Source organism: Arthrobacter sp. Cr_A7 (assembly GCF_029222765.1).
Taxonomy (GTDB): domain Bacteria; phylum Actinomycetota; class Actinomycetes; order Actinomycetales; family Micrococcaceae; genus Arthrobacter.
Genome location: NZ_JARHXQ010000249.1, coordinates 1 through 18,866 on the forward strand (window position 1 = coordinate 1; position 18,866 = coordinate 18,866).

Below are 18,866 nucleotides of genomic sequence, written 5' to 3' on the forward strand. Positions count from 1 at the left end.
GGAGCGGGATGACGTTCCGCTGGTCCGGAAGGACCGCCCATGCCAGGAGGTAGAAGATGACGGCCGGGCCGGGGAGGAGGCAGAACAGGAGGAAAGCGATGCGGACGTAGGCCACATCCACGTTCAGCTTGGCAGCGATGCCGCCGAGGACCCCGCCGAGCCAGCGCTGCGGGCCGCGTTTCAGGCCGAGGCCCCTGACGATGCTGAAAAACTTGTCCATGGCCTAAGACTTCCCTGTTGTAGGTTCGTTGTCACGTTTGCGGGCGGAGAGCACGCCGCCCACCACCAGGGCGGCGCCGGCTCCGATCATGAGGCCGATCAGGACATAGGTGCCGTTCAGGGTTACGAACCCCAGCTGGGCCACGATGATGAGCGCGGCGAGCGCCAGGACGATCAGTCCCCACACCACCGTTCCCACCCTCGCAGGTGCCGGGCCGGCAGGGTCCGTGGCCGCCGCCGTCGGGATGTCGGTGGAGTAGGTGCCCGCTGCGTGCGGCTCCGGAGCCGGATTGTTGTTGCTCATTTCAGTTGCCTTCCTGAATGGTGACGTTGCTGAAGGTGCCGTCGATCTGGACCACCAGGCGGCTGCCGGGCTCGTCGGTGTTGTAGCTGCTTTCGCGGGTGGTGGTGCCGCCGCGCTGCCCGTTGACCTCGTTGAGGTTTCCCATGGTCATGTCCGCCTTGATATCGACCGGCACGTTGTCAGGGATAACTACTGTGACGTTGCTCGCCGTGATGTCCAGGGGAATGACGACGTCGGATGGCAGCGGAGCGTTGACGGCCAGGTTGGTGAGGTCCACCGTTCCCCGGCCGGCGGTGACGTCAAAGCCGTCGCGGGCCTCAGCGATGCTGGCCGGGCTCCAGTTCACCTGCTGGAACCGCACCCGGTCACCGTTGCCCACCACGTTGTACACGCCGCCGGCGATCAGGGCAATCACTGCGAACAGGCTGAGGATTCCTGCAGTCCGGCCACGCATTCCGGCGATGAGGATCCCCAGGCCAAGGACGGCGGCGGCGCTGGCCCAGACGATGGCATTCGCGGAGTCGCCCAGGTTGATCACGTTGCCGGCGTCAAGGGCCTTGAGCCCGCCGCCTACCAGCAGGGCTGCCCCCGCTGCGATGGCAACGGCCGGTGTGCCGGGACCTGCGGGCCGCGGCTTTGGTGGCCGAGGCGGGGTGGTACCGCCATAAGGGGCTCCGCCGGTGGGGCCGCCGGGATAGGAACCGCTGCTGCCGCCGCCCCCGACGGTGCCGTCACCGAAGGAGCTGCCGCCGTATCCGCCGCCGTAGGACGGCATGGAACCCGAGGCCGGATTGGTGCCGTAGCTTGTGCCGGTCGCGGCAAAAGATGACGTGGAGGCTGTTCCGGGATAGCCCGCATCGTACGTGCTGCCGTACGTGCCGCCGTACGCGCCGCCCCGCTGCTGTCCTGCCATGGCGGGCCGGGCACCCTTGTTGCGCTGGGAGAGGTAGTAGACCAGGTAAATGGCGCCGCCCACCCAGAACACGGTCCAGAGGAATCCGCCGAAGCCGTTGTGGCTCCAGCCCCAGAATCCGCCGCCCAGGCCCGTGAGTCCCAGGATCGTGGCGATCAGCGAACCGGTCATGCCGGTGGACCAGCGGCCGGCTCCGGCTTCCTGCACATGGATTCGTCCGTCCGGTTCGGGAAGGAAGGCCCAGGCAAGCCCGTAGGCCAGGACGCCGATGCCCGCGAAGAGCGTGAGGACAATAAAGACGCCGCGGATGATGAGCGGATCGACGCCCAGCCGGTTGGCGATACCGCTGGAAACGCCGCCCACCCAGCGGTCGCTGCCGCGGTGGATTCCGTGGCCCCGGACCCAGGTGAAGAAGTCCGTTGAAGGGGCGGCGGCGGGGGCGCCGTAGCGGGGGCCGGGGTAGCTCTGGCCGGATGACGCGTCCTGGTTGCCACCGGGCTGGCGGCTGTAGCTCTGGCCAGCGCTGTCCTGGCTGGTGTTGTTCGGGACGGTGTCGTCCGGGGTCGCCTCGGATGAAGCGGACGGGTCCGGAGGTGTTGGTGCGGAGGACGGCAGGGGCTCGGTGGGCCGCTGGCTGCCCGGCCCGGGCAGGGGCTCGGTGGGTTGGTCGTCGTCGGGGGAGGGGGTCTGCGAGTTCATACCTAAATCCTCCCGTTAGGCTTGCGCGGGCTCTACTGGGGGACACCCTGAGCTATCCCTGAGTTACCCCCGGTTGGCACCGGATTGCGGTCCGGGGAACCCTGATCCGTGCTTGGATTGATCCATGACAACCGTCCCCACAAGGCCCCCGTTGGCCCGCAGCAGCGACCGCGTGATAGCCGGCGTGTGCTCGGGCCTGGCGGTGCATTTGGGCTGGCCGGTAAAAAACGTCAGGGTTGGTATGGCCCTCGCAACCCTCGCCGGTGGTGCCGGCCTGGTTTTCTATGCCTGGCTGTGGATCATGGTTCCCACCGCGGATGAGGCAGCGCGGCGCAGCGCCCGCCGCCCGGCGTCGCCCATTGCTCCTGCAGTAAGCCAGCCGCCGCCTGCCGGACCCCAGCCGCCCGCACCCGCAGGCGGGTACGTGGGCCTGCCCGCACAGGGCGCCGCCACTGCCGGTTTCCCGGGCACGGCGGGCGCTTCTCCGGTCTTTGGAACACCGCCGCTGGACGCCGGCGCACCCGGTGGCGGCCCGGCCGCGTCCGCCGAGGCTCCGGCCCCGCCCTGGTTCCGGGTCCGCAGCATGAGGTACGGCAAAGAGATCCTGCTGGGCAGCGGACTCCTGCTGGTGGCAGGAATCATGATCGCCCAGCTCCTGGGAGTGGACGTTCCCCTCGGAACCCTCATCCCGGCAGCCGCCGTCCTGGGCGGCGCCTCCATCGCCTGGATGCAGCTCGATGAAACCCGCCGTGCCGGCCTTGTAGACAAAACCAAGGCAGACCAGGCAGGCGGTTGGGCGCGCCTGGCGGCCGGCCTGGCGCTGGTGGTGGCCGGAGTGCTGGTGATGGTGTCCGGATCGGGATCATGGGAGCAGACCTGGCTTGCCCTGTTGGCCTCGGTGGCTGTCCTGGGCGGCGTGGTCCTGGTCCTCCTTCCGTGGGCACTGAAATTCTGGCGGGACCTGGAGTCCGAGCGCGCCGGCCGGATCCGGGAAACGGAACGGGCTGAGATCGCCGCCCACCTCCACGATTCCGTCCTGCAGACGCTGGCCCTGATCCAGCGGCGCGCCGGCAACGAGCACGACGTCGTCCGGTTGGCCCGGGCGCAGGAGCGTGAGCTGCGCGGCTGGCTGTTCCAGGATCCCGGCCGGGAAGCCGGGCAGCTCTCGGACCGGATCAAGGCAGTGGCCGCAGAGGTGGAGGACCTCCTGGGCAACGCGGTGGAAGTGGTCAGCGTGGGCGATGCCGCCATGACCGAAGCGCACGAGGCACTGGTCCAGGCCAGCCGCGAAGCGATGCTAAACGCCTCGCGGCATGGCGGTGGGACCGTCTCCGTCTACCTCGAGGCATCGGACGCGCAGACGGAAATCTTCATCAAGGACCGGGGTCCCGGCTTTGAGCTTTCGGATGTGCCCGAGGACCGGCTGGGCGTGCGGGAATCGATCATCGGCAGGATGAAACGGCACGGCGGGACGGCCACCATCCTCAACACCGGGAGCGGGACCGAAGTCCGTTTGCGGCTGCAGGCGGCGGGGACGGACAACGTGGAAGGGAAATCATGAACGCGAACCAGGGGGCGGCAGCAAGCCGCCCGGCAAACTCCGTCCGCGTGGTCATTGTGGACGACCATGCCATTTTCCGATCCGGGCTGAAGGCTGACCTGGACGCCAGCATCCAGGTGGTGGGCGAGGCCGCCACCGTGGAGCAGGCCATCGCCGTCATCGCCGAGCAGCGCCCCGACGTCGTGCTGCTCGATGTGCACCTTCCGGGCGGCCTGGGCGGCGGGGGCCGGGAGGTCATCGCGGGATCCGCCCCACTGCTGGGGTCCACGCGGTTCCTTGCCCTCAGCGTTTCCGACGCTGCCGAGGATGTTGTGGCCGTCATCCGTGCCGGTGCCCGCGGCTACGTCACCAAGACCATTTCCGGCGCCGAGATCACCGACGCCGTGTTCCGGGTGGCCGGCGGGGACGCCGTCTTCTCGCCCCGGCTCGCCGGTTTCGTCCTGGACGCCTTTGGCACCGCACCGGCGGACATCGCCGACGACGAACTGGACAAGCTCTCGGCCCGGGAACTGGAGGTCATGCGCCTCATTGCCCGCGGCTACAGCTACAAGGAAGTGGCCAAGGAACTGTTCATCAGCATCAAGACCGTGGAGACCCACGTCTCCGCCGTGCTGCGGAAGCTGCAGCTCTCCAGCCGGCACGAACTCACCAAGTGGGCCGCCGAGCGCCGCCTCCTCTAGGACGCTCTCTCACCTCCTGCGCCTAAAACCCAAACGCTCCATCACGTTTGGCGCCTTAAACCCAAACGCTCTATCACTCTCCTGAAGAGAGGGATAGAGCGTTTGGGTTTAACCTGCGAAAGGTGAGAGAGCGTGTTACTGGGCCTTGCCCAGGAAGTCCTGCAGGCGCTGCACGCCGGTGGCGAGGTCCTCGTCACCCAGGGCGTAGGACAGGCGCAGGTAGCCGGACGGGCCGAACGCCTCGCCGGGAACAACTGCCACCTCAACCTCGTCCAGGATCAGCGCCGCAAGCTCGGCCGACGTTTGAGGGGTGGCCGTGCCAGCCGCCGTCGGGAATTCCTTGCCCAGGAGCCCCCGGACGTCCGCGTAGACGTAGAAGGCGCCCTTCGGCGTCGGGCATTCCACGCCTTCGATGGCGTTCAGGCCGGCAACGATGGCCTTGCGGCGGCGGTCGAAGGCCACCTTCATTTCGTCGACGGCGGTCAGCGGCCCGGACACGGCGGCGAGGGCCGCGATCTGCGGGATGTTGGAAACGTTGGACGTGGCGTGCGACTGCAGGTTGGTGGCGGCCTTGATGACGTCGGCCGGGCCGATCATCCAGCCCACGCGCCAGCCGGTCATCGCGTACGTCTTGGCCACGCCGTTGAGGATGACCACCTTGTCGCCCAGCTCAGGGGCGGCGGTGGCGATCGAGGTGAAGGGAACACCGTCGTACGTCAGGTGCTCGTAGATCTCGTCCGTGACCACCCAGAGGCCCTTTGCCGCCGCCCACTTGCCGATTTCCGCCACCTGCTCGGGGGAGTAGACAGAGCCGGTGGGGTTCGACGGCGAGACGAAGAGCAGGATCTTGGTCCGGTCCGTGACGGCTGCTTCAAGCTGCTCCACGGTCACCAGGTAGTCCTGCTCCGGGCCGGCGAACACCTCGACGGGCACGCCGCCGGCGAGCCGGATGGCCTCCGGGTACGTGGTCCAGAAAGGGGTGGGGACGATGACTTCGTCGCCCGGGTCCACCAAGGTGGCGAAGGTGTTGTAGACGGCCTGCTTGCCGCCGTTGGTGACCAGCACCTGGGAAGGGTCGACGGCGTAGCCTGAGTCCCGCAGCGTCTTCTCCGCGATGGCCTTCTTCAGCTCGGGGAGCCCGCCGGCGGGGGAGTAGCGGTGGTACTTCGGCTGGGTGGCGGCGCCGATGGCTGCCTGCACGATGTAGTCCGGGGTGGGGAAGTCGGGCTCGCCCGCCCCGAACCCAATAACCGGCCGGCCAGCTGCCTTCAGCGCCTTCGCCTTGGCGTCAACGGCAAGGGTGGCGGATTCGGCAATAGCGGATATGCGTTGGGAAACGCGGGCGGCAGACATGGCAGGTCCGTTCTTCGCTTGCAGCCAGGAGGCTGGAATGTGGGATTCGACGAGTTCTACTCTATGCTGTTCACCGGACCCTCCGGGTTGCCGGTTTTGAAATGTGACTGCCTTGCAGGACGGCTCAAACAGGCTTGCGGAAGGGCCGGAACAGTCTGGTTTTACGAACGCGCAGTTCTTGCGTAGACTGGTTTACCGGTGTTGAAAACACGGATGATGACGTGCGCCCCAGTGCAAGCTGGCTGTTCGTCGTCGGAGAGTGACATTCACTCCATAGGGTAGTGGCGCAATTGGTAGCGCAGCGGTCTCCAAAACCGCAGGTTGCAGGTTCGAGTCCTGTCTGCCCTGCGCAAGCTGCCCCGGGCGAAAATCCGGGGCAAGCGCAGCAACCATGGTTCTGATCAGGGCCGGGTGATCCAACATTGCAAAGATGAGCGAGGACCAGGTGACCGAAACAGCTGCCAGCAGCTCCAAGGGCCGGCCAGCTAAGAAGGACGCCAAGGCAAACTTCTTCGCCCGCATTGCACTCTTTATCCGCCAGATCATCGGCGAACTGAAGAAGGTTGTTGCACCAACCCGCAAGGAACTGATCAATTACACGCTCGTGGTGCTGGTGTTCGTGGCCATCATGATGGTCATCGTCAGCCTGCTGGACATCGGTTTTGGAACCGCTGTCAGCTGGATCTTCGGCGGGACCGGCTCCACGGACAGCTAAGGCTGCAGGGTCCGCAGGCTGCGTGTTCCATCCGGGAAAACCGGAGGGAACAGTGGCGTGCGGAATTGAGCCATTTAAATAGGCATGTTAGGCAATGAGGAAGCAGGAGACCAAGTGTCTGAGCAGGAGCTCGAGGTAACCGAGACTGAGCTGGAAGAGTCCGCGGACATCACGGCAGAAGCCGGTGACGAGTCTGAGGTTGAGTCCTCCGCGCCCGAATCCGACGACGCCGACTCTGACGACGCCGACTTCGACGACGCTGCCGAGGCGGAAGGCGACGCCGCTTCCGGCGATTCCACGGACGCCCTCGCCGCTGCAGCCGCCACCGCAGCCGCTGACCCGGCTGAGGAATTCAAGGCCAAGCTGCGCCGCCAGGAGGGTGACTGGTACGTCATCCACTCCTACGCCGGCTACGAGAACCGCGTGAAGGCCAACCTGGAGACCCGCATCCAGACCCTGGACATGGAAGATTACATCTTCGAAATCCAGGTGCCCATGGAAGAAGTCGTTGAGATCAAGAACGCCCAGCGCAAGGTCATCAACCGCGTCCGAATTCCCGGCTACGTCCTGGTCCGCATGGACCTGACCGACGCTTCCTGGGGTGCCGTCCGCCACACCCCCGGCGTCACCGGCTTCGTGGGCAACGCCCACAACCCCGTGCCGCTGCGCCTGGACGAGGTCTTCTCCATGCTGGCTCCGGTCTTCGAAGAAGAGCAGGCCGAGAAGGGCAAGCCGGTCAACAAGCAGAACCAGGCCCCCGTGGACGTGGACTTCGAAGTTGGCGAGTCCGTCATCGTCAAGGAAGGTCCGTTCGAGACCCTTCCCGCCACCATCTCCGAGATCAAGGTCGAATCCCAGACCCTCGTGGTCCTGGTTTCCATCTTCGAGCGCGAAACGCCGGTCACCCTGGCGTTCAACCAGGTCACCAAGATCTGATTTCCCAAGAATTCGTCCCGGCGCTGCCCGCTTAGCAGCCCCGGAACGGCCGGCCGCCTCGCCATGGCGGCCAAAAACCTGAGGCACGCTCCTGTGTCCCAGGACGTTATTGAGAGAAGGACCCTACATTGGCTCCCAAGAAGAAGGTCACCGGCCTCATCAAGCTGCAGATCCAGGCAGGTGCCGCTAACCCGGCTCCGCCGATCGGTCCTGCGCTTGGCCAGCACGGTGTCAACATCATGGAATTCTGCAAGGCGTACAACGCTGCGACGGAAGCCCAGCGCGGAAACGTCATCCCCGTGGAAATCACGGTCTACGAGGACCGTTCCTTCACGTTCATCACCAAGACCCCGCCGGCTGCAGAGCTCATCAAGAAGGCTGCAGGCGTTGCCAAGGGTTCGGCTACCCCGCACACCGTCAAGGTTGCCAAGCTGACCCAGGCCCAGGTCAACGAGATCGCCTCCACCAAGATGGAAGACCTCAACGCCACCAGCCTCGAAGGCGCAGCGAAGATCATCGCCGGCACCGCCCGCTCCATGGGCATCACGGTCGAGGGCTAGTAACCCCCGCAGCCTTCCGGGCGTCGGGCAATTGACGACGACGGGCGGCACCGCCGGGAAACCGGCACCATCGAAACATTGAAATGTCGGGCATCCGGGCCGGATAACGAACCGGACCACCGACTGTGGCAGGGCCCAGCGCGGTCCGCAGACCACAACTGCACAAGGAGAAATAAGCAGCATGGCAAAGCGCAGCAAAGCATATGAGGCAGCAGCCGCCAAGATCGACGCGGAGAAGTTCTACGCGCCGTTCGAGGCAGTAACGCTCGCCAAGGACACCAACCCGTCCAAGTTCGACGCCACCGTTGAGGTTGCATTCCGCCTCGGCGTCGATCCCCGTAAGGCTGACCAGATGGTCCGCGGCACGGTCAACCTGCCCCACGGCACCGGTAAGACCGCCCGCGTCCTGGTTTTCGCCACGGGTGACAAGGCTGAAGCAGCAATCGCTGCCGGCGCCGACTTCGTTGGTTCCGATGACCTGATCGAAAAGATCGCCGGCGGCTGGACCGACTTCGACGCCGCCGTTGCCACCCCTGACCTCATGGGCAAGGTTGGCCGCCTCGGTAAGGTCCTGGGTCCCCGTAACCTGATGCCGAACCCGAAGACGGGCACCGTGACCCCCGACGTCACCAAGGCCGTCAACGACATCAAGGGTGGAAAGATCGACTTCCGCGTCGACAAGCACTCCAACCTGCACTTCATCATTGGCAAGGTTTCGTTCGACGCCGTCAAGCTGGCCGAGAACTACGCCGCAGCACTGGAAGAGGTGCTTCGCCTGAAGCCTTCCGCTTCCAAGGGCCGCTACATCCAGAAGGCCACGGTTGCCACCACCTTCGGTCCCGGCATCTCCGTTGACCCCAACGTCACCAAGGTTCTGACCGAGGCGTAAGTCCTCGAAGTTCCTCTTCCGGATCCGTCCGGAATAACAAAAACCGCCCGGCGCTTGCGCCGGGCGGTTTTTGCTTAACTTGTCTTCCCCTAATGCCTAAGCTGGGGCAATGGCCGAACCGGAGCCCCCCGCCCCAGAAGGTCCTCCTGCATCCGCCGCGCTGGACATTGCCGCTGTGGAGATTCCGGAGCCCGGCAGTGACACCCAGCCGGCCGCCGTCGCGCCTTCCTCAGACTTCTCCATATGCCATGCCATGCGGGTGGACCACGAACTGTCGCTCTGGGGAAACCTGGACCGCTGTCCCACCCTGCAGGAGGCTCTGGAGTTCTGGCGGGGCAACGAGTACGAGGAGCGGCACCTGTACCTGGCCCGCGTTGGCGGGATGCCCGCCGGACTGTGCTCGGTGACCCTTCCCCTGCGGGAGAACACCTCCACTGCCGGAATCGATGTCCTGGTTGACCCCGCATACCGGCGGCAGGGCCTAGGCAGGGCTCTTCTGGACTATGCGGAGGGCAGGGCGGTGGAACGGGGGCGTACGTCACTGGATGCGTATCACGAGGTGCCGTTGGAGCTGGTACGGGCTGACTCCGATATGGTTCCGGCCAGGTCCGGCGCCGGGGAACTGCCGCTGAATGACCTGGCCACCGCTTTTGCCTCCGCCGCCGGATATCAGTTGGAGCAGGTGGAGCGGTCAAGCCGGCTGGCCCTGCCCGTCCCTGCGGACCTGTTGGCCGGGCTCGAGTCTGAGGCCTCCGCCTTGGCCGTGGACTACGCCGTCACCGGCTGGGACGACCGCTGCCCGGAGGAGCTCGTTCACACGTACGCGGAACTGAAGGCACGGATGAGCGTGGACGTCCCCACCGCAGGACTTGAGTGGGAGCGTGAAGATTGGGATGCGGCCCGCGTCCGGGAGGAAGAGCGCACGTTTGCCCGCAGCGGCGTGCAGTCGGCGGTGGCTGCAGCCCTGCACCGCAGCACGGGGGAACTGGTTGCCTACACGGTCCTGATCTGGCGGCCCGGGGTTCCGGCGTCCATCGCGCAGCAGGACACCCTGGTGTCGGGGGAACACCGCGGCCACCGGCTGGGCCTGCTGATCAAGATCGCCAACCTGCGCCGTGCCCAGGCCAGATGGCCCTCGGCGCGCGCGGTCCTGACGTGGAACGCCAGCGAAAACCAGCATATGCTGGCGATAAATATCGCGCTTGGATTCAAGCCCGCAGGCCTTGAAGGTGAGTGGCAGAAACGGCTGGGATGATGCCCCCAATGGCAAAAGACGTGAAGATCGAGCAGCTATGGATTCCCGACTCAGTGGACGCGCCGGACGCAACGGATTTCCTCGCCGCCGTCGAGGTGGGCCGCAAGGTGAGGATGCAGACGTGGGGGAGTGACGACCTCGCCTACGGCCCGCTTGAAAAGCTCCTCGAGTTTGAGGACCCCTACGAGCGGCAGCTGATCCTCGTTGCCAAAGTGGACGGCGAAATCGTGGGCACCGTGGACATCGCACTGCCCCTCACGGACCACTTGGACCTCGCCGAATTCACCCTCGACATCCTTCCTGAGTACCAGCGCCAGGGTGTTGGCCGGCGCCTGCTCGAAGCTGCAGAACACCTCGCCCGCGCTGAAGGGCGCACCATGATCCTGGTGGACACGAACCATCCCGGCGCTTCCCTCCACGAGTTCGAACAGGCGCAGCTCGTTCCCGGTTCCGGGCAGGGCTTCGTACCGCTGGAGAGCCGCGAAGTCGAGTTCGCGCAAAAGACCGGGTACACCCTCCAGCACATTGAGCAGTTCAGCTCCTGTTCCCTGCCGCTGGACACCAAGCTCGTGGCGGACCTCCAGGCCGAGGCGGACGAGGCCAACAACGGCCGGTACCGACTCCACCACTGGACGGACCGCTGCCCGGACCAATGGCTGGAAGCCGTCGCCACACTGGAGAACCAGGCCGGGGCGGACGTGGACCCGTCCCTCGACGTGCCGGTGGAACAGGACATGGTGTTCGACGGCGGCATCCTCCGCGAGGCCGAGGAAGTGGCCATTGCGCAGGGCAGGCGGACGGTGGTCACCGCCGTCGAGCACCTCGCCACAGGTTCCCTCGTGGGACTGACCACCATCACGGTCCTGGCGCACCGCGCCGACGTTGTCTTCCAGGACGACACGATTGTGCTGCAGGAGCACCGGGGCAACAAACTGGGGCTGCTGATCAAGGTGGCCAACATGGAGCGGCTGACCGAACAGTTCCCGGATGCCCGCGTGATCTACACGTGGAACGCCCCGGAAAACCGCTACCTGCTCACCGTCAACCAGCAGCTGGGATTCCACACAGCAGGTGTGACCGGGATCTGGCAAAAGGAGCTTCCGCAGCTGCACACCAGGACCAGCTGAGCCCCGATTTGGTGGTGCAGTGCGTCCTCCCGTAGACTGGGATGACCAAAGACCGTCGGTTGTTGGAAATCCACTCTCCTGAACATGGCTCAACTCTGCAGTTGTGCGCGGAAGATCCAGTGGCTTTCCGGACGAAGGACCCTGACATAGGGCGGCCGGCGCAGGTGAACGAAGCAACGCTCCACGGATTACCGTGTTGAGCCAAGCCCCGTGCATCTGCGCGGGGCGTTTTTAGTTTTAGCTCACCTGAGCGGGGACCGTCGAATACCGGCACTATCCCCGGAAGGAGGGTTATGGCAACGCCTACCAAGGTTTCAGCAGTAGCTGAGATCACTAACGATTTCAAGGAATCGAACGCCGCTGTCCTGACCGAATACCGCGGGCTCACCGTTGCACAGCTCAAGCAGCTGCGTGTTTCTCTCGGCCAGGACACCAAGTTCGCGGTCGTCAAGAACACCCTGACCGCCATTGCAGCCAAGGAAGCCGGCGTCGAAGCATTCGACGGCCAGCTTGCCGGCCCCACTGCAATCGCGTTCATCAAGGGTGACGCAGTTGCCGCTGCCAAGAGCCTGACGGATTTTGCCAAGACCAACAAGCAGCTGGTTATCAAGACCGGTTACTTCGAGGGCAAGGCACTGAACGCCAGCGAGGTTGCCGAACTGGCAGCGCTCGAGTCCCGCGAGCTGCAGCTCGCCAAGGTTGCAGGGGTCCTCAAGGCACCCGCCGCCGCAGCTGCACGCATCATTGACGCACTGCGCCTCAAGCTTGAAGAAGAGAACGGTGCACCGGCAGCTGCCGAAGCACCCGCCGCTGAAGAAGCTCCCGCTGCCGAAGCTGAGGCCCCGGCCGAAGCTCCCGCAGCCGAAGAGAACTAATTTCTCTTTACCCCACAAGACTCCGGTGTAAGGCCCGGCCCCGTGCCGCCGAACACCACAACAGGAAGGACGCCTACCATGGCGAAGCTCAGCAACGAAGAGCTCATTGAAGCTTTCAAGGAACTGACCATCATCGAGCTCTCCGAGTTCGTCAAGCTCTTCGAAGAGACCTTCGAAGTTACCGCTGCTGCTGTTGCAGTTGCCGGCCCCGCCGGTGGCGCAGCTGCTGAAGAGGCCGAAGAGAAGACCGACTTCGACGTCGTCCTCGAATCTGCTGGCGACAAGAAGATCGCAGTGATCAAGGAAGTTCGCGCCATCACCTCCCTCGGCCTCAAGGAAGCCAAGGACCTGGTTGACAGCGCACCCAAGGCTGTTCTCGAAGGCGCCAACAAGGAAGCTGCCGAGAAGGCCAAGGAGCAGCTCGAGGCTGCCGGCGCTACCGTTACCCTCAAGTAACAGCGTTTTCCTGGAAAACCCCGTCCACTCCGGTGGGCGGGGTTTTCTGCTTTAACCCAACTGGGTAGCGCCAACTGCCGTTGTGACGGTTGAAAACGACAGTTAGCGCTACCCAGTTGGGCCGGCCTTCCCCGGGGCGCCTAAGAGGGGTCTGAGATGTCGGCAACCACAGCGTCCAGTGCTGTGGTCAGGGCGTCGGCGTCAACGAAGGCGCTGTAGCCGTGGGCTCCCGCGCCCATCGAGATACGCCGGCCGGTAATGGTGGCGTCCGCGTAGACCGGCCAGGGGTTGGTGCTGCCCAGCGGTGTGATGGTGCCGCGTTCGTATCCGGTGGCCTCAAGCGCCACGTCAGCCGGAGGCAGTGACAGTTTGTTCACGCCCACGAGTGTCCGGAGCTTGGGCCAGGAGATCTGGCGGTCTCCCGGGATGAGGGCAAAGAGGAACGAGCCGTCCTTGTGCTTGACCACCAGGGACTTGACGATGTCCCCGGGGCTGATGCCCAGGATCCCGGCCGCCTCCTCAAGGCTCTTTGCGGCAGGGCGTTCCACTACCTCCACCTGCAGGCCGCGGGCCGCGGCGTCGGCCAGGAACCGCTCCCGTCCGACGCCGTTCGTTCCGTTTGCGGATGCGCCCGCCATCAGTCGCGGTACAGCAGGAGCGCTTCGCCCTGCCCGCCGCCCCCGCACAAGGACACTGCGGCCTTGCCCGACCCGCGGCGCTTGAGTTCATGCGCCGCATGGACTGCCAGGCGCGCCCCGGAGGCGCCGATCGGATGGCCCAGGGCGATGGCCCCGCCATGGAGATTGCACTTCTCGAGCGGGTAGTCCAGGTCCTTGAGCGATTGCACGGCAACGGAACCGAAGGCTTCGTTGATCTCGATGAAGTCCAGGTCAGCGGTGGTCCAGCCTGCCTTGCCGAGGGCGTTCATGATGGCGCGGGAGGGCTGGGAGTGCAGCGAGTTGTCCGGCCCCGCAACCTGTCCGGGCTTTCCAACAACGGCCAGGTATTCCAGGCCGTGTGCCTCCGCGTAGCCGCGGGATGCCAGCACCAGGGCGGCAGCGCCGTCGGACAGGGGAGAGGAGTTGCCCGCCGTGATGGTGCCGTCCGTGACGAAGGCGGCCCGCAGGCCGGCCAGCGATTCAACCGAAGCGTTGGGCCGGACCCCCTCATCCGTCGCCACCACGAGGGGGTCGCCCTTGCGCTGCTTCACGCTGATGGGGACGATCTCGTCGTCGAACGTTCCATTCTTGGCCGCGAGGGCAGCGCGCTGGTGCGACTGGGCGGCAACGTGGTCCTGCGAGGTGCGGTCGATCCCCAGCGTGAGGTTGCGGGTCTCTGTCGAAAGGCCCATGGACTGGCCGTCAAAGGCGTCGGTGAGCCCGTCATGGGCCGCGGCGTCCAGCGCTTGGATGGATCCATACGTCCAGCCCTGCCGGGACCCGGGCAGCAGGTGCGGAGCCCTGGTCATCGACTCCTGCCCGCCGGCCACCACCACCGAGGCCTCACCGCCGCGGATCATCCGGGCCGCGTCGATGACCGCAGTCAGCCCCGAGAGGCACACCTTGTTGACGGTCACGGCCGGGACGTTCCATCCAATTCCGGCGCCGATGGAGCTTTGCCGGGCAGGGTTCTGGCCCGCGCCCGCCTGCAGGACCTGGCCCATGATCACCGCCTCCACGTCGCCGACGTCCACGCCGCTGGCATCCAGGGCGGCCTTGATCGCGTGGGCGCCCAGGTCCACCGCCGTAAAGCTTGCCAGCTGCCCGTTGATTTTTCCCTGCGGAGTGCGTGCTGCCGCGAGGATGACAACGTCGCTGTTGTCAGGGGAGTTGCCCATGGTTATCTCTTCCGCTCTGATCCGCTGTACGCCACCAAGGCTATCGTGACCCTCGTCACCTATCTATTCAAACGCCGGAACCGCTATGTGCATTCCGTGCGCGGGCTTCCTGCAAGGGGGAGAGGTCCCCATCGCAGCGGGATGCACGACGGCGGCGGCGTGCGTAGGGTGGGCGGCGGGCAACTGCGTCGCGGAACCCGCTCCGAAACAACGAACGGGAAGCAGTATCGTGAAGAAGATCCTCGCCGCGGCGGCCGTGGCAAGTCTTGCCGGACTGGCGGCATGCTCCACAGCCGCCCCTGCGCCGGGCGGCAGCACCCCATCTTCCGCTCCTGGAACGTCCACTTCGGCAGCCACCCAGGTGCCGCCGTCGGGCGCGTCCGAGGCAGCAGCCGGCGCCGAGGCGAGTGGCGCCAAGGCGGCATGTGAGTTGTTCAATTCGCTTCATGCAGACCTGCGGGCGGCAGGGAACGACGCCAATGCCTTCGAGGACGTCTACCGGGAAGCTGCGGATGCCAAGGGCAGGGTCTCCGGGGACCTGTCGGGCCTGTTCGCGTCCATCGGCGTCCTCGCCCTGGACTACTCGAGCGAAGTGGAAACCGGCGAGCCTGTGGACCAGGCGTCCAAGGACCTGGTTCGTGACGCCGTCTTCGCCAACTCCGGAACCTGCACCGCCGCGGGAGTCACCCTGCGGCTCTAACCGGCAAGGAAAGTGGTGCTTGCAATCCTGCCGGATGTGGGGTAGACACGTAGGTTATTTTGCCGTATCGTAGATATTTGCGTCTTCCCTGTTTACCTTCAGCCTTCATATAGCGGTGGGCTTTGCCTGGCAGCTGACAATCAACGTGCCGTCAACAACGTCACAGCATGGTCAGCACCGGCCCCGGGTCATATAGCGGAACCGGATGGTAGCACTGCGGATTCATTCTGCAGGGTGCACAGCGGGGGAGATCTGAAAACGCCTGAAGGTCTGTGGAAGGATCCCTCTTGGTCGCCTCGAGCACCTCTAATAACGAAACCGCTAACACCGCCGACAGCACTGATGGTGCCACTCGCCGGCTCTCATTCGCAAAGATTCACGAACCTCTTGACGTTCCGAATCTGCTTGCCCTGCAGACGGACAGCTTTGACTGGCTGGTCGGCAACGAGCGCTGGCAGGCACGCGTAGCAAAGGCTGTCGAAGAAAACGATCTCAGCGTCGCCACCACGTCCGGCCTGTCGGACATCTTCGAAGAGATCTCCCCGATCGAGGACTTCCAGGGCACGATGTCCCTGAGCTTCTCCGATCCGGAGTTCGCTGACCCCAAGTACACCATGGCCGAGTGCAAGGACCGGGACGCAACGTACTCCGCTCCGCTGTACGTCAAGGCCGAGTTCATGAACAACAACACGGGCGAAATCAAGCAGCAGACCGTGTTCATGGGCGACTTCCCGCTGATGACCGAGAAGGGCACCTTCGTGGTCAACGGCACCGAGCGTGTCGTCGTCTCCCAGCTGGTCCGTTCGCCGGGCGCCTACTTCGAGCGCGCCGCTGACAAGACCAGCGACAAGGACATCTTCACCGCTAAGATCATCCCGTCCCGCGGTGCATGGTTCGAGCTCGAAATCGACAAGCGCGACCAGGTCGGCGTCCGCCTTGACCGCAAGCGCAAGCAGTCCGTCACCGTGCTGCTGAAGGCCCTCGGCTGGACCGAAGGCCAGATCCTCGAGGAGTTCGGCCAGTACGACTCCATGCGGGCCACCTTGGAGAAGGACGCCACAGAGACCCGCGAAGACGCGTTGCTGGACATCTACCGGAAGCTGCGCCCGGGCGAGCCGCCCACCGTCGAGGCTGCCCAGTCCCTGCTGGACAACCTGTACTTCAACTCCAAGCGCTACGATCTGGCCAAGGTTGGCCGTTACAAGATCAACCGCAAGCTGGGCATCGACCGTTCCCTTGGCGACAAGGAAGCCTCTGTCCTGCACGTTGAAGACATCGTCGCCATGATCAAGTTCCTCGTTGCGCTGCACGCCGGCGAGAAGACCATCAAGGGCACCCGCGATGGCCAGGAAGTGGACCTGCGCGTCGAAATCGACGACATCGACCACTTCGGCAACCGCCGCATCCGCGCTGTCGGCGAGCTCATCGAGAACCAGGTCCGCACCGGCCTGTCCCGCATGGAGCGTGTTGTCCGCGAGCGTATGACCACCCAGGACGTCGAGGCCATCACGCCGCAGACCCTGATCAACATCCGCCCCGTGGTTGCAGCCATCAAGGAGTTCTTCGGAACCTCCCAGCTGTCGCAGTTCATGGACCAGAACAACCCGCTCTCGGGCCTGACCCACAAGCGCCGCCTGTCGGCCCTTGGCCCCGGTGGTCTGTCCCGTGACCGCGCCGGCATGGAAGTCCGTGACGTGCACCCGTCCCACTACGGACGTATGTGCCCCATCGAAACCCCTGAAGGCCCGAACATTGGTCTGATCGGTTCGCTGGCATCCTACGGACGCATCAACCCGTTCGGCTTCATCGAGACCCCGTACCGCCTGGTCAAGAACGGCGTCGTGTCCGACGACGTCCAGTACCTGACGGCCGACGACGAGGCTGAGGTGCTGATCGCCCAGGCCAACGCGCCACTGGACGAGAACAAGAAGTTCGCCGAAGAGACCGTCCTGGTCCGTGCCCGTGGTGGTGGAGGCGAGCCTGTGCTCGTTCCCGCCGAGGACGTCGAGTTCATGGACGTTTCCCCGCGCCAGATGGTGTCCGTGGCTACCGCCCTGATCCCGTTCCTCGAGCACGACGACGCCAACCGCGCACTCATGGGTGCCAACATGCAGCGCCAGGCCGTGCCGCTGGTCCGTTCCGAGGCCCCCTTCGTGGGCACCGGCATGGAGCGCGCCGCAGCCGTCGACGCCGGTGACGTTGTCATCGCCAAGAAGGCCGGTGTGGTCACCGAGGTTTCCGCCGAACTCGTCATCATGCTCAACGACGACGGCACCGAGACCAACTACCGCATCAACAAGTTCGCCCGCTCCAACCAGGGCAACTGCTACAACCACCGCGTCCTGGTGAACGAAGGCCAGCGCCTGGAAGTCGGCGGCATCATCGCCGACGGCCCGGCAACCGACCAGGGTGAACTCGCACTCGGCAAGAACCTGCTCGTGGCATTCATGTCATGGGAAGGCCACAACTTCGAGGACGCCATCATCCTCTCGCAGCGCATCGTTGCCGAGGACGTCCTTTCCTCCATCCACATCGAGGAGCACGAGATCGATGCCCGCGACACCAAGCTTGGTGCCGAGGAAATCACCCGTGACATCCCCAACGTATCCGAGGAAGTCCTGGCCGGCCTGGACGAGCGCGGCATCATCCACATCGGTGCCGAGGTTGAAGCAGGCGACATCCTGGTCGGAAAGGTCACCCCGAAGGGTGAAACCGAACTGACCCCGGAAGAGCGCCTGCTGCGCGCCATCTTCGGTGAGAAGTCCCGCGAAGTGCGCGACACCTCCCTGAAGGTGCCCCACGGCGAGTCCGGCACCGTCATCGGCGTGCGCGTCTTCGACCGCGACAACGACGACGAGCTGCCCCCGGGCGTGAACCAGCTGGTCCGCGTCTACGTTGCTGCCAAGCGCAAGATCACCGACGGCGACAAGCTCGCCGGCCGCCACGGCAACAAGGGTGTTATCTCCAAGATCCTCCCCGTTGAGGACATGCCCTTCCTTGCCGACGGCACCCCCGTTGATATCGTCCTGAACCCGCTGGGTGTCCCGGGCCGTATGAACGTGGGCCAGGTGCTCGAAACGCACCTCGGCTGGGTTGCCAAGACCGGTTGGAAGATCGAAGGCGAGCCCGAGTGGGTCAAGCAGCTGCCGAACCTGCCGCGCGAGAGTGGCCAGACCACTGTTGCAACGCCGGTGTTCGACGGTGCCCGCGAAGAGGAAATCACGGGCCTGCTGGACTCCACCAACGTGACCCGCGACGGTGAGCGCCTGATCAACTCCTCAGGCAAGACCCGCCTCTTCGACGGCCGCTCCGGCGAGCCGTTCCCGGATCCGATCTCGGTCGGCTACATGTACATCCTGAAGCTCCACCACCTGGTGGACGACAAGATCCACGCCCGCTCCACCGGCCCGTACTCCATGATCACGCAGCAGCCGCTGGGTGGTAAGGCACAGTTCGGTGGCCAGCGCTTCGGTGAAATGGAAGTGTGGGCGCTCGAAGCTTACGGCGCCGCCTACACGCTCCAGGAACTCCTCACGATCAAGTCCGATGACATCCACGGTCGTGTGAAGGTCTACGAAGCAATCGTCAAGGGCGAGAACATCCCCGAGCCGGGCGTTCCTGAGTCCTTCAAGGTCTTGATCAAGGAAATGCAGTCGCTGTGCCTGAACGTGGAAGTACTTTCCACGGACGGAACCACAATTGAAATGCGTGACTCTGATGACGCAGTCTTCACGGCTGCGGAAGAACTGGGCATCGATCTGTCTCGTGCAGAGCCCAGTTCCGTAGA

At 64.9% G+C, this 18,866-nt stretch carries 18 protein-coding genes and 1 tRNA gene; 13 read left to right on the top strand and 6 right to left on the bottom strand.

What is annotated here, in order from left to right; all coding sequences use genetic code 11:
• The 3 genes from P2Q66_RS14715 to P2Q66_RS14725 all read right to left on the bottom strand — a co-directional run.
• Nucleotides 1–220 (bottom strand): PspC domain-containing protein (locus P2Q66_RS14715; RefSeq protein ID WP_275729293.1); only part of this gene is annotated, 220 nt, incomplete at its 3' end.
• A 3-nt stretch (nucleotides 221–223) separates the two neighbouring features.
• Nucleotides 224–523, bottom strand: coding sequence for a hypothetical protein (locus P2Q66_RS14720; protein ID WP_275729295.1), 300 nt, complete (start codon nucleotides 521–523; stop codon nucleotides 224–226).
• A gap of 1 nt (nucleotide 524) precedes the next feature.
• The gene (locus P2Q66_RS14725; RefSeq protein WP_275729297.1) at nucleotides 525–2,135 is read right to left on the bottom strand and encodes a PspC domain-containing protein; all 1,611 of its coding nucleotides are present in this window, start codon (nucleotides 2,133–2,135) and stop codon (nucleotides 525–527) included.
• Between the two features lie 124 nt (nucleotides 2,136–2,259).
• On the opposite strand from P2Q66_RS14725, the gene P2Q66_RS14730 reads away from it, so the two are divergent.
• Nucleotides 2,260–3,696: an ATP-binding protein gene (locus P2Q66_RS14730; protein WP_275729299.1), complete on the top strand. Its 1,437-nt coding sequence runs from the start codon at nucleotides 2,260–2,262 to the stop codon at nucleotides 3,694–3,696.
• Nucleotides 3,693–4,376 carry a response regulator transcription factor gene (locus P2Q66_RS14735; RefSeq protein WP_275729301.1) on the top strand — a complete coding sequence of 228 codons (684 nt, stop codon included), beginning with the start codon at nucleotides 3,693–3,695 and terminating at the stop codon, nucleotides 4,374–4,376. The genes P2Q66_RS14730 and P2Q66_RS14735 overlap by 4 nt, the downstream gene beginning before the upstream one ends.
• Before the next feature lie 135 nt (nucleotides 4,377–4,511).
• Here the strand turns inward: P2Q66_RS14735 and P2Q66_RS14740 are convergent, their stop codons facing one another.
• Nucleotides 4,512–5,729 (bottom strand): pyridoxal phosphate-dependent aminotransferase, encoded by a 1,218-nt coding sequence (locus P2Q66_RS14740; protein ID WP_275729304.1) that lies wholly within the window; start codon nucleotides 5,727–5,729, stop codon nucleotides 4,512–4,514.
• Between the two features lie 275 nt (nucleotides 5,730–6,004).
• Here P2Q66_RS14740 and P2Q66_RS14745 point away from each other — a divergent pair.
• The 9 genes from P2Q66_RS14745 to rplL all read left to right on the top strand — a co-directional run bounded on the left by P2Q66_RS14745 (nucleotide 6,005) and on the right by rplL (nucleotide 12,542).
• Nucleotides 6,005–6,077, top strand: a tRNA-Trp gene (locus P2Q66_RS14745).
• An 82-nt stretch (nucleotides 6,078–6,159) separates the two neighbouring features.
• Nucleotides 6,160–6,444: a preprotein translocase subunit SecE gene (gene secE, locus P2Q66_RS14750; RefSeq protein WP_079596657.1), complete on the top strand. Its 285-nt coding sequence runs from the start codon at nucleotides 6,160–6,162 to the stop codon at nucleotides 6,442–6,444.
• A gap of 114 nt (nucleotides 6,445–6,558) precedes the next feature.
• The gene (gene nusG, locus P2Q66_RS14755; RefSeq protein WP_275729307.1) at nucleotides 6,559–7,380 is read left to right on the top strand and encodes a transcription termination/antitermination protein NusG; all 822 of its coding nucleotides are present in this window, start codon (nucleotides 6,559–6,561) and stop codon (nucleotides 7,378–7,380) included.
• A 128-nt stretch (nucleotides 7,381–7,508) separates the two neighbouring features.
• A complete protein-coding gene (gene rplK / locus P2Q66_RS14760; protein WP_003803853.1) occupies nucleotides 7,509–7,940 on the top strand; it encodes a 50S ribosomal protein L11 in 432 nt (143 codons plus the stop codon).
• Between the two features lie 181 nt (nucleotides 7,941–8,121).
• Complete coding sequence (gene rplA / locus P2Q66_RS14765; RefSeq protein WP_115525236.1) at nucleotides 8,122–8,829, top strand: 50S ribosomal protein L1; 708 nt, start codon at nucleotides 8,122–8,124, stop codon at nucleotides 8,827–8,829.
• Between the two features lie 109 nt (nucleotides 8,830–8,938).
• A complete protein-coding gene (locus P2Q66_RS14770) occupies nucleotides 8,939–10,084 on the top strand; it encodes a GNAT family N-acetyltransferase (protein ID WP_275729315.1) in 1,146 nt (381 codons plus the stop codon).
• 8 nt (nucleotides 10,085–10,092) lie between these two features.
• Nucleotides 10,093–11,211: a GNAT family N-acetyltransferase gene (locus tag P2Q66_RS14775; RefSeq protein WP_079596661.1), complete on the top strand. Its 1,119-nt coding sequence runs from the start codon at nucleotides 10,093–10,095 to the stop codon at nucleotides 11,209–11,211.
• Nucleotides 11,212–11,504: 293 nt separating this feature from the next.
• The gene (rplJ, locus tag P2Q66_RS14780) at nucleotides 11,505–12,086 is read left to right on the top strand and encodes a 50S ribosomal protein L10 (protein ID WP_079596662.1); all 582 of its coding nucleotides are present in this window, start codon (nucleotides 11,505–11,507) and stop codon (nucleotides 12,084–12,086) included.
• A 78-nt stretch (nucleotides 12,087–12,164) separates the two neighbouring features.
• The gene (gene rplL / locus P2Q66_RS14785; protein ID WP_079596663.1) at nucleotides 12,165–12,542 is read left to right on the top strand and encodes a 50S ribosomal protein L7/L12; all 378 of its coding nucleotides are present in this window, start codon (nucleotides 12,165–12,167) and stop codon (nucleotides 12,540–12,542) included.
• A 140-nt stretch (nucleotides 12,543–12,682) separates the two neighbouring features.
• On the opposite strand, the gene P2Q66_RS14790 is transcribed toward rplL, so the two are convergent.
• Both P2Q66_RS14790 and P2Q66_RS14795 read right to left on the bottom strand, forming a co-directional pair.
• Nucleotides 12,683–13,180 (bottom strand): YbaK/EbsC family protein, encoded by a 498-nt coding sequence (locus P2Q66_RS14790; RefSeq protein ID WP_275729319.1) that lies wholly within the window; start codon nucleotides 13,178–13,180, stop codon nucleotides 12,683–12,685.
• A complete protein-coding gene (locus P2Q66_RS14795; RefSeq protein WP_275729320.1) occupies nucleotides 13,180–14,379 on the bottom strand; it encodes an acetyl-CoA C-acetyltransferase in 1,200 nt (399 codons plus the stop codon). The genes P2Q66_RS14790 and P2Q66_RS14795 overlap by 1 nt, the downstream gene beginning before the upstream one ends.
• 229 nt (nucleotides 14,380–14,608) lie before the next feature.
• Here P2Q66_RS14795 and P2Q66_RS14800 point away from each other — a divergent pair, with 229 nt between their 5' ends.
• The gene (locus P2Q66_RS14800) at nucleotides 14,609–15,079 is read left to right on the top strand and encodes a hypothetical protein (RefSeq protein ID WP_275729323.1); all 471 of its coding nucleotides are present in this window, start codon (nucleotides 14,609–14,611) and stop codon (nucleotides 15,077–15,079) included.
• 287 nt (nucleotides 15,080–15,366) lie between these two features.
• Nucleotides 15,367–18,866, top strand: a 3,500-nt coding sequence (rpoB, locus tag P2Q66_RS14805; RefSeq protein WP_275729325.1) for a DNA-directed RNA polymerase subunit beta, incomplete at its 3' end; no start/stop codon positions are given.

Bases quoted from the DNA above. Each gene is read 5' to 3' on its own strand.
- P2Q66_RS14720 (WP_275729295.1), bottom strand. From the start codon at position 523: ATGAGCAACAACAATCCGGCTCCGGAGCCGCACGCAGCGGGCACCTAC.
- P2Q66_RS14725 (WP_275729297.1), bottom strand. From the start codon at position 2,135: ATGAACTCGCAGACCCCCTCCCCCGACGACGACCAACCCACCGAGCCC.
- P2Q66_RS14730 (WP_275729299.1), top strand. From the start codon at position 2,260: ATGACAACCGTCCCCACAAGGCCCCCGTTGGCCCGCAGCAGCGACCGC.
- P2Q66_RS14735 (WP_275729301.1), top strand. From the start codon at position 3,693: ATGAACGCGAACCAGGGGGCGGCAGCAAGCCGCCCGGCAAACTCCGTC.
- P2Q66_RS14740 (WP_275729304.1), bottom strand. From the start codon at position 5,729: ATGTCTGCCGCCCGCGTTTCCCAACGCATATCCGCTATTGCCGAATCC.
- secE (WP_079596657.1), top strand. From the start codon at position 6,160: ATGAGCGAGGACCAGGTGACCGAAACAGCTGCCAGCAGCTCCAAGGGC.
- rplA (WP_115525236.1), top strand. From the start codon at position 8,122: ATGGCAAAGCGCAGCAAAGCATATGAGGCAGCAGCCGCCAAGATCGAC.
- P2Q66_RS14770 (WP_275729315.1), top strand. From the start codon at position 8,939: ATGGCCGAACCGGAGCCCCCCGCCCCAGAAGGTCCTCCTGCATCCGCC.
- P2Q66_RS14775 (WP_079596661.1), top strand. From the start codon at position 10,093: ATGGCAAAAGACGTGAAGATCGAGCAGCTATGGATTCCCGACTCAGTG.
- rplJ (WP_079596662.1), top strand. From the start codon at position 11,505: ATGGCAACGCCTACCAAGGTTTCAGCAGTAGCTGAGATCACTAACGAT.
- rplL (WP_079596663.1), top strand. From the start codon at position 12,165: ATGGCGAAGCTCAGCAACGAAGAGCTCATTGAAGCTTTCAAGGAACTG.
- P2Q66_RS14790 (WP_275729319.1), bottom strand. From the start codon at position 13,180: ATGGCGGGCGCATCCGCAAACGGAACGAACGGCGTCGGACGGGAGCGG.
- P2Q66_RS14795 (WP_275729320.1), bottom strand. From the start codon at position 14,379: ATGGGCAACTCCCCTGACAACAGCGACGTTGTCATCCTCGCGGCAGCA.